This is a genomic window from Streptomyces spectabilis (assembly GCF_008704795.1).
In the GTDB taxonomy this organism is placed as follows: domain Bacteria; phylum Actinomycetota; class Actinomycetes; order Streptomycetales; family Streptomycetaceae; genus Streptomyces; species Streptomyces spectabilis.
Genome location: NZ_CP023690.1, coordinates 6,049,082 through 6,062,895 on the forward strand (window position 1 = coordinate 6,049,082; position 13,814 = coordinate 6,062,895).

Here is a 13,814-nt window from a genome sequence, read left to right on the forward strand (position 1 = left end):
GGCGACTGTGCGGTGCCCGCGCGGCCGCGGCGCGCGCCTCCCGCGTCCCACGGTCCGCTGCCGTACGACCCCTTGTGCCCCGCGCGTCCGTGCGCTTTCTTGATCGCATGGCCGAAACCAAGGGTGGACCCAGCACCGCCGGGGACGTCATGCCCGTCCCCCGCAAGTCCAGTTGGAAGTACATCGGTCCCGGCATCGTCGTCGCCGCCACGGGCGTCGGCGCGGGTGACCTGGTGGCCACGCTGATCGCGGGCAGTAACTTCGGCTACACGCTCCTGTGGGCCGCCGTCATCGGCTGCGTCGTGAAGATCTCCCTCGCCGAGGCGGCGGGCCGCTGGCACCTGTCGACCGGCCGCACGCTCTTCGAGGGCTGGGCGAGCCTGGGCCGCTGGACGACGTGGTTCTTCGTCGTCTACGTCGTGGTGTGGGGCTTCGCGTACGGCGCGGCCGCCATGTCCTCGTCGGGCCTGCCGCTCCAGGCCCTGTTCCCCGGCGTGATGGACCTGAAGTGGTGGGGCGTGCTCACCGGTGTGGTGGGCCTGGTCTTCGTCTGGTTCAACAAGTACGACGTGTTCGAGAAGGTCATGACGGTCCTGGTCGGCGTCATGTTCGTCGTCACCGTGTACCTCGCGATCCGCGTGACCCCGAACCTCGGCGACGCCGTCGCGGGCCTGCTCCCCGTCCTGCCCGACGAGAAGGACTCGGTCCTCAACACCCTCGGTCTCATCGGCGGCGTCGGCGGCACCATCACCCTGGCCGCGTACGGCTACTGGGTGAACGCCAAGGGCTGGACGAACACGGGCTGGATGAAGGTGATGCGCCTCGACAACCGCGTCGCGTACATCACGACCGGCGTCTTCGTCGTGGCGATGCTCTTCGTCGGTGCCGAGATGCTGCACTCCGCGAACGTCGCGATCGCGAGCGGCGACAAGGGCCTGGTCCAGCTGAGCGACATCCTGGAGAAGGAGTACGGCACCGCCACGTCGAAGCTGTTCCTCATCGGCTTCTTCGCCACGTCCTTCACCTCCCTCATCGGCGTCTGGCACGGCGTGAGCCTGATGTTCGCCGACTTCGTGGAGCACTACCGCAAGTCACGTACGGGCGCGGCCGGCACCGTCTCGACCGGCGCCGAGGTGGCCTCCGGCGCCCGCGAGCGCTCGCTCCCCTTCCGCGCGTACCTGCTCTGGCTGACCTTCCCGCCGATCATCCTGCTCTTCCAGGGGCAGCCGTTCCGCCTGATCATCATCTACGGAGTCCTGGGCGCGGCCTTCATGCCGTTCCTCGCCCTGACCCTGATCTGGCTCCTCAACTCGTCCCGGACGCCCGCGGAGTGGCGCAACGGCTGGCTCAGCAACGGCATGCTGGCGATCGCGGGCCTGCTGTTCCTGGTGCTGTGCGTCAAGCAGGTCACGGACCAGGACTGGAGCAGCTTCTTCTGATCCCGGGGATGCGGCAGCGCCGCCGGGGCCGGGGCGACGGCGGCGCTGCGCAGGCCGGTGGGGGTTACGGCAGCCCGTGGACGTGCGGGCCCACGGCGTTGGACCACGCGTTCCCGTTCAGGGCGTCCCAGTTGGTCGACCAGGTCATGGCCCCGCGGATGCCCGGATAGGTCTTCGACGGCTTGAACGACCCGCAGTTGGTGCCGCGCGCCAGACAGTCGAGGGCGTTGTTCACGACGGTCGGCGAGACGTACCCCGACCCGGCCCCGCGCGGCGACGCGGGCGTCCCGATGCCGACCTGCGATGGCGCGAGCCCGCCCTCCAGCTGGATGCAGGCGAGCGCGGTGAGGAAGTCCACGGACCCCTGGCTGTACACCTTCCCGTCGCAGCCCAGCATCGCCCCGCTGTTGTAGTACTGCATGTTGACGACGGTGAGGATGTCCTTCACGTTCAGGGCCGTCCTGAAGTACGCGTTGGACGTCGACTGCATGTCGATGGTCTGCGGCGCCATGGTGAGCACGAGGCCCGGCCCGGCCTTCTGGGAGAGGGACTTGAGGGCCTGCGTCATGTACGTCGCGTTGAGCCCGTTCTCCAGGTCGATGTCGACGCCGTCGAAGCCGTACTCCCGCATGAGCGCGTACACGGAATCGGCGAAGTTGTTCGCGGCGGCCGAGCTGTTCACGGACACGCTGCCGCGCTCGCCCCCGACCGACACGATCACGGACTTCCCGGCCGCCTGCTTGGCCTTGATGTCGGCCTTGAACTGCGCCACGGTGTACCCGCCGAGCCCCGCCGAGTCCAGGTTGAAGGTCACCTGCCCCGGCTGCCCGGTGGCATCGGCGAAGGCCACGGCGATGATGTCGTACTGATCCTGCACCTGGCCGAGCCGCTGCACGGTGGCGCCGTTGTTGAAGTTCTGCCAGTACCCGGTGACGGCGTGCTTGGGCACGGCCCGGGTCTGCGCCCGCGCCCCGGCGTCCCGGGCGTCGGCGCTCCCGGCACCACCGGTGGCGAGCCCGGCCACCGCAAGGCCGAACGCGGCGATCAGCCCGGCGAGAACGCCGCTCTTCTTCCTACGTGTACGTACGCGTGCGCGGTCCACTTCAGCCTCCGGTGGGGGGAGGGCCCGTACGGGCCGGAAGGGGGCGGTGGCCACCGCTGTTGCCTGGTCGTACAAGTTGGTCCAGACCAATGTGCTTGTCAAGGGGGTGTGCGCCGCCCCCTCCGGCGGGCTCGCGTGGCTGATTCCGCGCGATCGCGTAGGCCTGCCCGTGAGGCCGTGAAGTCGCTCCGGCAAAGAAGTCACGCTTCAAACGCTGCGCCTCGACCATTCTGAGAATGGCGTGATCGTGACGCTGCGTTGGAGGTGTCGTTTGCGCGGCAGGGTGAACTCGTGCTGGCAGGGGCGGTAGGCGCACGGCGGAGGACTCTCAAGTTCCGCTCGTAGGAGCCCTGTTGGGGTTGCACAGACATGCTGTTTTGTGGCGCACTTCACATTGACGCAAGGAACTCGCCGAGAGTTAACTCTCTCCACCTGCAAACTGTGAAGTTTTCGTAACTCTGGGGTGGGGACTGTGGAGTTGGGGTGGGGGCATCGTCATGCCCGAAATCGAAGAAGGTCAGGACGTGTCACGGGGGGAGTGTCGGCAACGGCCCTCCTTCTTTCGCTGCTTCCAGCAGTCGCGTTCGCCGTTCCCGCTGCCGAGGCGCACGCCTCGGCGCCGACCGGGCCGCTGACGGAACAGAGCGCGTCGCAGCGCGCGGCGGCGACGGGCGAGCCGGTCGAGGTGACGTCGGAGCGCACCGAGTACACGACGACGATGGCGAATCCCGACGGCACGTTCGTCATGACCCAGGCGACGGAGCCGCAGCGGGCCCGTGACAAGAGCGGCGCGTGGCAGGACATCGACGTCACCCTGGAGAAGCGGCCCGACGGCACCGTCGGGCCGAAGTCCGCCGTGGTGGACCTCGCCTTCTCCGGTGGCGGCAGCGGAACCGGGCTGCTGACCCTGGGGACGGCGGGCCAGCGCCTCAAGCTCGGCTGGCCGACGGGCCTGCCCGAGCCGACCCTCGACGGTGCGACCGCCACATACGCGGACGTGCCGGTCAAGGGCGTGGACCTCCAGCTGACGGCGACGGCCGAGGGCTACCGCGAGGTCCTCGTCGTCAAGTCGGCCGAAGCCGCCGCGAGTCCCGAGCTGGAGAAGGTCAGGCTCACCGCGCGCGGCGAGGGCCTGAGCGTGACCCCCGGCGAGGGCGGCGGGCTGCGCGCGGTCGACGAGGACGGCAACGCCGTGTTCCGCGGGCCGTCCGGGCAGATGTGGGACTCCGCGGGCGACACCGCGACCGCGCCCACGTCCGCGCCCCGCAAGGGCCTGCGCGCGATCGCCCCGGAGGACCGCCCCGCGAAGAAGGGCGCCGCCGAGGACCCGGCGCAGCCCGGCCAGGGCGACGCGACCGCAGACCTCCCCGTCACCGTCGGGGACGGCGCGGTGTCGGTGACCCCCGACCTGGACCTGCTGCGCGGCAAGAAGACCGTGTATCCGGTCTTCATCGACCCCTCGGTGGGCCTGGGCCGCTCCGAGTGGACGAAGCTGTCGTCGGACGGCGACAAGTTCTGGAAGTTCAGCGAACCCAAGGGCGTCGGCCGCTGCGGCATCGCGGACGGCTACTACTGCGACCTGGGCGGCTACACGGACCGGATGTACTTCGAGTTCGGCGCCTCGAAGCTCGCGGGCAAGCACGTCCTCGACGCCACGTTCCGCGCGTACGAGACGTGGTCGTTCAACTGCCAGCCGCACTGGGTCGACCTGGAGCGCACGGACAACATCTCCGAGGGCTCGCGCTGGCCCGGCCCGAAGCAGCTCGACCAGATGGGCGACCGGTACGTCTCGGCGGGGCGCGGCAACCTGTGCAGCCCTGAACAGCCCAACTCCTGGATCGAGTTCAACGACAACCCCGACGAGAAGGACGAGAACCTCGCCTCCACGGTGCGCTCCCTCGCCAACGGCAAGATCTCGCGCCTCACGCTGATGCTGCGGGCCAAGGACGAGGGCGAGCCGCGGGCGTGGAAGCGGTTCGACAACAACGCCGAGCTCAAAGTCTGGTACATGCACAAGCCTGGGGTGCCGACGTCAGTGGGCGCCATCCCCGGGACGGGCAACGGCAAGGCGCAGTGCCGCCCGGCGAAGGACCCCGTGACCGTCACGGTGGATACGCCGAAGATCCAGGCCACCGTCCAGACCAAGGTCGAACAGCACCAAGGGGAGGAAGAGGGCTCCCTCCAGGCCGAGTTCGTGATGGAGCGCTCCAGCACGGACACGACGTCGGGGTCGTGGGACGGGGTCTGGAAGGACTACAAGCCGGACTCGGGCTGGGACCCGGACGGTACGCGGGAGACGATCACCACCACCAAGCGGGCGGACGGCGGCCTGTACCGCTTCAAGGCGCGCACCCAGTCGCACTGGGTCTACGGCGGCAAGAAGGGCGACCTCTTCTCGCCGTACTCGAAGTGGTGCTATCTGCGCATCGACTCGACGGCGCCGAAGGAGCCGACGATCCAGTCCTTCGCTCCGTACTCCGAGTGCACTGCAGACGACTGCGCGGCCCGTGGCGGGCCGGGGAAGGGCGGGCTCTTCTTCTTCCGCCCGAACAAGGCCGACAAGGACGTGAAGGAGTACCGGTGGCGCCTCCTGACGTCGGACGCCGACGCGACCAGGACGGTGAAGTCGATGGGCGACGGGTCGGCCATGGTCCCGTCCCTCAAGCCCGGTCTTGCGGGTACCCAGACCCTCTCCGTGGAGGCCAGTGACCTGAAGAAGGACAAGGAGGGCCGCGTCCGCTGGGGCCCGCCCGCCGAGTTCGTCTTCAAGGTCGGCGCAGCCGACGGCACGACCGGACGGTGGCGCTTCGACGACGCGGGGCCGGGTTCCAGCAAGGCCACCGCGAACGACACCGGCCAAGTCGGCAGCCGCCACGACGTCGTGATGCGCGACGAGGCCGGCACCGACTGGTCGACGCTGGGCCGGCGCGGCGCCGGGGACTACTCACTGCGCCTGAACGACAACCAGAGCGACCCCGACAAGCAGGTCGGCTACGCCTCCACGGACGGTGTCCCGGTCAACTCCCAGAGCTCCTTCACGGTGTCCGCCTGGGCGTACCTGACCGACGACAAGGCCAACCGCACGGTGCTCTCGGCCCCTGGTGAGCACGGATCGGCCTTCACCCTGTACTACTCGTCCACCTTCAAGAAGTGGGTGTTCAACCGCACCGACCAGGACAAGGACGGTCCCGTCTACATCCGGTCCGCGGCAGACGCGGAGAACCCTCCGCTGAAGGTCTGGACCCACCTCGTCGGCGTCTTCGACACACAGGACAACGCGGACCCCAAGGACGACACGATCCAGCTCTTCGTCAACGGCAGGCCGCAGGGCAAGCCGGTGGTGCTCGCGGACGAGGCGCCCAAGTACACCCCGTGGACCGCCGACCGGAACATGATGGTCGGGCGCGTCAAGGTGGGCGGCTCCTACGGTGACTACTTCCTGGGCCGGATCGACGAGGTCGCCACCTGGCAGCGGCCGCTGGAGCCGGACGAGATCCGGGAGGAGAACCGTCTGGAGCGCAGCGGTCTGCCCACCAACGAACTCGTCGGTCACTGGGACGCCACCATCTCCTCCGGGGGCCAGGTCGTCGAGAGCCCGGAGGACCCGGGCGATCCGTCCAGCGCAGCCTTCCCCTACCGCCGGGGGCCACTGGACCTGTCCGGTTCCGGCGCCCGCCTGACCGGTGACGACGCCACCTCCCTCGTCCTGGACGGCAAGAGCGGCTACGCCTCGGTCGGGGGCCCCGTCGTCGACGAGACCGGGTCGTTCACCGTCTCGGCGCGCGTACGGCTGACCAAGGCCGAGTTCGCGGGCAAGGACATCGGCTACCGGGCGCTCGTGGCCGGGCAGGCCACGCCGGCGGGCAAGGAGTCGTCGTGGGCGCTGTGGGTGGAGAAGGTCTCCTCCAGCGCCTACCAGTGGAAGTTCGGACGGACCGCGGTGAACGCCGACGGCAAGGTCGTCGCGACGGCGGTGGCACCGGCCGAGGACACGATCGGCGACAAGGAGTGGGACACCTGGGTCGACGTGACCGGGGTCTTCGACGCCGGTCTCGACTTCACCGACGACGAGGGCGACCAGCGTTTCGGCGTGGCCCGGCTCTACGTCGGCCAGTTCGCCCAGCAGGGCGAGGACGACGCCGGGCTCGCCAGGGCCCAGCAGGGTGACGGCGCGCTGACGGTGGGACGTGGATCCGCTCAGGGCAAGACCGGCCACTACCTGCCGGGGGATCTCGCGAAGCTGCGCGTGTGGGCCGGCGCGATGAACCGGGAGCAGGTCACCGACCAGATCGCGGAGCCCTCGACGTAGGCCGACGGGGCCTTCCTCCCGGCCTTCTCTTCTCCCTCACTGGTTTCGAAGGCGTGCGGCCGCCCGATGCGGCGGCCGCGCGCGAGGAGACACACACATGAAACAGCTTGGCTTCGGGCTGCCCCGAACCGGCAGATCAGCGAGACGCCGATGGAGCTCGCGGATCGCCGTCGTCACGGGCTTCGCCCTCCTGCCGGGGCTGCTGTCCCCGGTGATGTTCACGAATACGGCAGCAGCCGCCACGGACCCGCTCGGCAGACCGAAGTTGGACGCCCCTCGCTCGGCCGAGGTCTCACCGTTCACGGTGGAGGCGAACGACAAGAACACGGCCGCGGTCCGCAAGTCCGCCGCGGCCGACCGCGAGGCGGCCGAGCGGGCGCGCGGCGACCAGCGGCGCACCGTGACGTGGCCCGAGGCCGGTGCGGCAGACCTGAAGCTGCCCGGCTCGGGTGCGGCGAAGGCAAGGCCGGGATCCCTGCCGGTCACGCTCTCCGCGCCGAAGGCAGCGCGGGGCGCTCCCCAGCGGGCGGCCGAGCGGCTCAAGGTCGAGGTCCTCGATCAGCGCGAGGCGAGGCGGCTCGGCGTCAAGGGCGTCGTCCTCACGGCAACCGGCCCCAAGGACGGCGGCAAGGCGCGTCTGGGCATCGACTACTCGGCCTTCGCCTCCGCGTACGGCGGCGACTGGGCGGGGCGCCTCCAGGTCCTGCGCCTGCCGGACTGCGCCCTCGACCATCCCGGCAAAGCCGACTGCCGCACCCGCGAGCCGGTCGAATTCACCAACGCCCGCAAGGACGAGCGGCTGAAGGCCGCCCTGTCCTTCCCCGCGGCCGCATCGGGTGCGAAGGCGGGCCGGACGATGGTCCTCGCCCTGGCCGCGGGCACCAAGTCCGGCTCCGGTGACTACAAGGCGACCCCGCTCGCCGCCTCCTCCACCTGGGAGGCGGGCGGTTCGTCGGGCTCCTTCACGTGGTCGTACCCGTTGCGCACGCCTCCGGCGGCCGCGGGCCCGGCGCCCGACCTGACGATCTCCTACGACTCCGGAAGCGTGGACGGCCGCACCGCCTCCACGAACAACCAGGGCACGGTCATCGGCGAGGGCTTCGACCTGACCTCCTCGTACGTCGAGCGCAAGTACGGCTCCTGCGAGGACGACGGGCACGACAAGAAGTACGACCTGTGCTGGAAGTACGACAACGCCTCGCTGGTTCTGAACGGCAAGGCCACCGAGCTGGTCAAGGACGACACCAGCGGCCAGTGGCGGCTGAAGAACGACGACGCGTCCACCGTCAAGCGCCACACCGGCGCGAGCAACGGTGACGACAACGGCGAGTACTGGACGGTCACCACCGGCGACGGCACGACCTACACGTTCGGCCTCAACAAGCTGGAAGGCGCGGGGACGGACGACCGCACCGACTCGGTCTGGACCGTGCCGGTCTTCGGCGACGACGAGGGCGAGCCCGGCCACTCCGACGGCACCGGCTTCTCCGACCGGGACAAGAAGCAGGCCTGGCGCTGGAACCTCGACCTCGTCGAGGACACCCGCGGCAACGCCATGACGTACTGGTACGAGGCCGAGCACAACAACTACGACAAGCTCGGCGACGACAACACGGGCACCGACTACACGCGCGGCGGCTACCTCAAGGAGATCCGCTACGGCCAGCGCGCCGACGCCCTCTTCTCCGCCAAGCCCGCCGCCTCCCACAAGGTCGCCTTCACCTACGCCGAGCGCTGCCTGGCGTCCGGCACCGGCTGCGACGAGCTGACCGAGGACAAGCGGGACAACTGGCCGGACGTCCCCTTCGACAGCGTCTGCAAGGACGACAAGAAGTGCACCGGCAACGTCGGCCCGTCGTTCTTCACCCGCAAGCGCATGACGGCCGTCACGACGTACGCCTGGAACGCCGCACTGGACGTGCCCGCGTACTGGCAGGTCGACAGCTGGAAGCTGAAGCACCTCTACCTGGACCCGGGCGACACCGGTGACAGCACCGACCAGTCCCTGTGGCTCGACGAGCTCCAGCACACCGGCAAGCGCGGCGACGACATCTCGCTGGACCCGGTGAAGTTCACCCACGCCTTCCTGCCCAACCGGGTCGACGGCGCCTCCGACGACATCCTCTCCCTGGACAAGCCGCGCCTGCGCTCGGTCACGTCCGAGACGGGCGCGCAGACGATCGTCTCGTACCAGCCCGCCGAATGCGTGGCGGGCCAGACGATGCCGAAGCCGGACGACAACACCCGGCGCTGCTACCCCGTGTACTGGTCACCGAACGGCGAGAAGACCCCGAAGCTCGACTGGTTCCAGAAGTACCCGGTCACTTCCGTCTCCACCACGGACCCGCGCGGCGGCGCGGAAGCCGTGCAGCACGCGTACGAGTACTCCGGCGGCGGCGCCTGGCACTACAACGACGACCCGATGACGCCCGCGAAGGAGCGCACCTGGTCGGTCTGGCGCGGCTACGAGAAGGTCACGCACCACACCGGTGACAAGGGCACCGACCGCCTCAAGACGGTCAGCATCTACATGCGCGGCATGAACGGCGACCGCGTCGCCGGTTCCGACGGAAAGACCCCGGACCCGGACAAGCGCAGGACCGCGAAGGCCGGCGGCATCAAGGCGGAGGAGATCACCGACTCCGACCAGTACGCGGGCTTCGCGCGCGAGACGGTCACCTACAACGGCGACACCGAGGTCTCCGCGACGATCACCGACCCGTGGTCGAAGCGGACGGCGACGCAGCACAAGTCGTACGCGGACACCGAGGCCCACTACGTCCGTGCCGCCGCCACGCACGAGCGCACCCGCGTCACCAGTGGCGAAACCCCGCGCGACCGCGTCCGTACCGTCAAGACCACCTACGACGACTACGGCATGCCCGAGGCCGTCGAGGACAAGGGCGACGACGACGTCACAGGTGACGAGCTCTGCACCCGCACCTGGTACGCCCGCAACGACGACAAGGGCATCAACTCCCTCGCCTCACGTACGCGTACGGTCGCCAAGCCCTGTTCGACGACGGTCGCGGACCTCGACCTGCCGGCCGACTCCGACAAGCCGGGCGACGTCGTGAGCGACTCGGCGACCGTCTACGACGACCCCGACGCCACGAAGTGGACGTCCGCCCAGAAGCCGACCAAGGGCGAGCCGACCTGGACCGGCCGGGCGAAGTCCTACGGCACGGACAACGTCGCGTCCTGGCAGAAGACCGCCACGACGACGTACGACACCCTTGGGCGTCCGACCGAGGTCAAGGACACCAACGGCCTGACGACGGCGAAGACCACCTACACGCCCGCGGCCTCCGGACCGCTGACGTCGAGCAGCGTCTCGAACGTCAAGGGCCACAAGACCACCACGGACGTCGAGTTCGCCACCGGCGCTCCCGTGAAGGTCACCGACCCGAACAGCAAGATCACGGAGACGACGTACGACAGCCTCGGCCGCACCACGCAGGTCTGGCTGCCCAACCGGCTCCGTGTCCTCGACAAGACCCCCAACTACGTCTACGACTACAAGGTCACCAGCAAGGCCATGTCCTGGGTGTCCACCGGCACGCTCAAGGGCGACGGCTCCGGCTACAACACCTCGTACGAGTTCTACGACTCGCTCCTGCGCCCCCGCCAGACCCAGACCCCGACACCTGTGGGCGGCCGTCTGATCGGCATCACGCTCTATGACACGCGGGGGCTCGCCGTCAGCGTCCAGGGCGACACCTGGGACGAGACCTCGGCTCCCAGCGGTACGCCCGTGCAGACCGAGGGCAGCCAGGCGCCGCTCCAGACCGACACCACGTACGACGCGGCGGGCCGTGCCACGAAGGCCGTCACGAAGAACTTCGGCGTGACGCGCTGGACGACCACGACGGCCTACTCCGGCGACGCGGTGGCCACCAGCGCCCCTGACGGCGGGCAGGCCACGGCCGAAGTCACCGACGCCCGCGGCCAGGTCGTGCTGCGCCGCGAGTACGGCGGCCCGAAGCCGACCGGGACCGACTTCACGAGCACCCGCTACACCTACACGCCCGGAGGCCAGCAGGAGACGATCACCGGCCCGGACAAGGCCAAGTGGTCCTACTCCTACGACCTGTTCGGCCGCCAGATCAGCGCGGACGACCCGGACAAGGGCGTCACGACCACGACGTACGACAGCCTCGACCGTGCCACCACGACCAAGGACGTCGAGAACCGGAAGCTGCTGTACGGCTACGACGACCTCGGCCGCAAGACGGGCATGTGGCACACCGAGAAGACGGACGCCAACAAGCTCGCCGCCTGGACCTTCGACGACCTCGCCAAGGGCCAGCAGGACACGGCCACCCGCTACGACGGCGGCCTGACCGGCAAGGCGTACACCCGGAAGGTCACCACCTACACCCCGCTCTACGAGGTCAAGGAGAGCGAACTCAGCCTGCCCGAGGACGACCCGATCGTGAAGGCGGGTGTCCCCCAGAAGCTGGCCTTCAGTACGGGCTACCGCTTCGACGGCACGATCAGCCAGGCCTCGCAGCCCGCCGTGGCGGGTCTCAAGGGCGAGACGATCGGCTACGAGTACAACGCCACGGGCCAGCAGACCGGCCTGGACGGCACCACGGGGTACCTCCACGGCGCCGCCTTCTCGCCGCAGGGCGACCTGCGCCAGCTCACGCTCGGCATGAGCGGAGCCAGCACGGAGAAAAAGGCCTACCTCAACTACGACTACGAGGCGGGAACCCGTCGCCTCACCCGCTCCTACGTCACCGACGACGTGCACGGTTACATGCCGCAGGAGCTGAAGTTCAAACGGGACGACGCCGGAAACGTCCTCTCCATCCTCGACGCCACGACGCAGGGCGGCACGCAGAAGGCCGACTACCAGTGCTTCGAGTACGACGGCTACAGCCGCCTGACCGAGGCCTGGACCCCGAAGACGGCGGACTGCGCCGCCGCGAAGCGCACGAAGGCCAACATCGACGGGGCGGCCCCGTACTGGACGTCGTACACCTACAACGACGCGGGCCAGCGCAAGTCCGAAACCCAGCACACGTCGTCGGGTGACGAGACCACGACGTACGACTACGGCACACCGGAGGGCCAGCCCCACCCGCTCACCAAGACGACGGGCTCCCGTGCGGCCACGTACGCGTACGACAAGACCGGCAACACGACGAAGCGCCCCGGGCCGAAGGCTCAGCAGACCCTGTCGTGGAACACGGAAGGCAAGCTGGCCAAGACGCTCGAAGGCACGGCGGAGACCGCCTACCTCTACGACGCCGACGGCGAACTCCTCATCCGCCGCGCCAAGGGCGACGGCGACACGGTCCTCTACCTCGGCGCCACGGAAGTCCGCCTGACGGCGAAGGGCACGAAGAAGACCCTCACCGGCACCCGCTACTACACCGCCAACGGCCAGACCATCGCGGTCCGCACCGGAACGAGCGGCGCCACGGACACGGAACTCAGCTTCCTGGCGGCGGACCACCACGGCACGTCGAGCATCGCCCTGGACGCGACGACGTACGCGGTGACGAAGCGCTACACGACGCCCTTCGGCTCCCCGCGCGGGGAGAAGGCTCCCGACTGGCCGGACGACAAGGGCTTCTTGGGGAAGCCGGTGGACAAGGGGACCGGCCTCACGCACGTCGGGGCGCGCGAGTACGACCCGGCCATCGGCCAGTTCATCAGCGTGGACCCGCTGCTCGCGCATCAAAAGCCCGGCAGCCTCAATGGCTACAGCTACGCGGAGAACAACCCCGTCACGGCATCCGACCCGTCGGGTCTGGACAGCTTCACGTGCAAGGGCAGTCAGTGTGGTGGCGGAGCGATCGACTTCATCGACTCCAACGCCTCACCGGACTTCTCCTCCGGTGAGACGTGGGCTGGCAAATACCCGAACTTCCCCACGGACAACTCCAGCTACAGCCGCATGAGGGATGCGTACCAGTGCGGCTACGGTTGCGGCGCTGGGGTTACGGGCTACGGACCACGCATTGACAGGCTGCACACGCCCAAGAAGGGCCCCAGCGACAGCGGAAATTGGTTCACCAAGGCCGTTGGTGTGGTGGTCGGCATCATCGCCCCCGATTTCGGCGCGTGGCAGCGCTGTTCGAAGGAACTGCGTGCGGGCTGCGGCGTGCTGCTGCTGGACACCCCGGTGGGCAAGCCCTTCAAGATAGGGAAGGGCGTCCTCAAGCTGACCAAGAGGGGCGAGAAGGGTGCGGGCGGAGCGAAGAAGGGGGGAGCCCTAGCCGACTGCAACAAGTGCTTCCTGGCCGGAACCGATGTCCTCATGGCGGACGGCAAGACCAAGGACATCGAAGACGTCAGGCTGGGCGACCAGGTCCTCGCCACGGATCCGAAGAGCGGCCGAACCGCACCCAAGAAGGTAACGCGCCTCATCGTCACGGAGAGCGACAAGCACTTCAACAAGCTCTCCATCGCCACGGATGACGGCATCGAGACGCTCACCGCGACCCATGAGCATCCGTTCTGGTCACCGTCCGAGCGCCGTTGGGTCGATGCCCGGGACTTGGCGCCCGGCATGACGCTGCGCACGGATGACGGCGACACCGTCGTCGTGACCAACAACCACTCCTTCTCGCAGCGAGCCCGGACCTATAACCTCACGGTCGAGGACATCCACACGTACTATGTGCTGGCTGGCGAGACACCGGTCCTGGTTCACAATTCGACACCATGCCCTCCCGTCATCGGCCCTCAGCGTCCCACTGGAGTGGGTGACGACTGGGTGGCGCGTGCAGCCGATAACGGAAAGGGAAGTGTGTGGCAGAAGCCTGGGTCGACCGGAAATGCTGACATGCTTCGCGTGATGAATCCGACCGGAAGGTACCCGGATGGCTATGTGCGTTTTACCAACAAACATGGCCAGCCGATCGGGCTCGACGGAAAGCCCGGCTCGAAAGCGGATACGCATATCCCGATGAATCCAGACGGCACTTATCCACTTCCGGTGGGATGGTAG

General features: G+C 68.7%; 4 protein-coding genes. 3 read left to right on the forward strand and 1 reads right to left on the reverse strand.

What is annotated here, in order from left to right:
* Positions 1–107 precede the first annotated feature (107 nt).
* On the forward strand, positions 108–1,439 hold the full coding sequence (locus CP982_RS26680; RefSeq protein WP_150512805.1) for an Nramp family divalent metal transporter: 1,332 nt from the start codon (positions 108–110) through the stop codon (positions 1,437–1,439).
* Between the two features lie 64 nt (positions 1,440–1,503).
* Here CP982_RS26680 and CP982_RS26685 read toward each other — a convergent pair whose 3' ends face one another.
* Complete coding sequence (locus CP982_RS26685) at positions 1,504–2,541, reverse strand: chitinase (protein ID WP_150512806.1); 1,038 nt, start codon at positions 2,539–2,541, stop codon at positions 1,504–1,506.
* Positions 2,542–3,079: 538 nt separating this feature from the next.
* On the opposite strand from CP982_RS26685, the gene CP982_RS26690 reads away from it, so the two are divergent.
* Positions 3,080–6,850, forward strand: coding sequence for a laminin G domain-containing protein (locus CP982_RS26690; RefSeq protein ID WP_308294314.1), 3,771 nt, complete (start codon positions 3,080–3,082; stop codon positions 6,848–6,850).
* Positions 6,851–6,947: 97 nt separating this feature from the next.
* Entirely contained in the window at positions 6,948–13,814 is a 6,867-nt protein-coding gene (locus tag CP982_RS26695; RefSeq protein ID WP_229878527.1) for a polymorphic toxin-type HINT domain-containing protein, read from the forward strand.

Bases quoted from the DNA above. Each gene is read 5' to 3' on its own strand.
- CP982_RS26695 (WP_229878527.1), top strand. From the start codon at position 6,948: ATGAAACAGCTTGGCTTCGGGCTGCCCCGAACCGGCAGATCAGCGAGA.
- CP982_RS26680 (WP_150512805.1), top strand. From the start codon at position 108: ATGGCCGAAACCAAGGGTGGACCCAGCACCGCCGGGGACGTCATGCCC.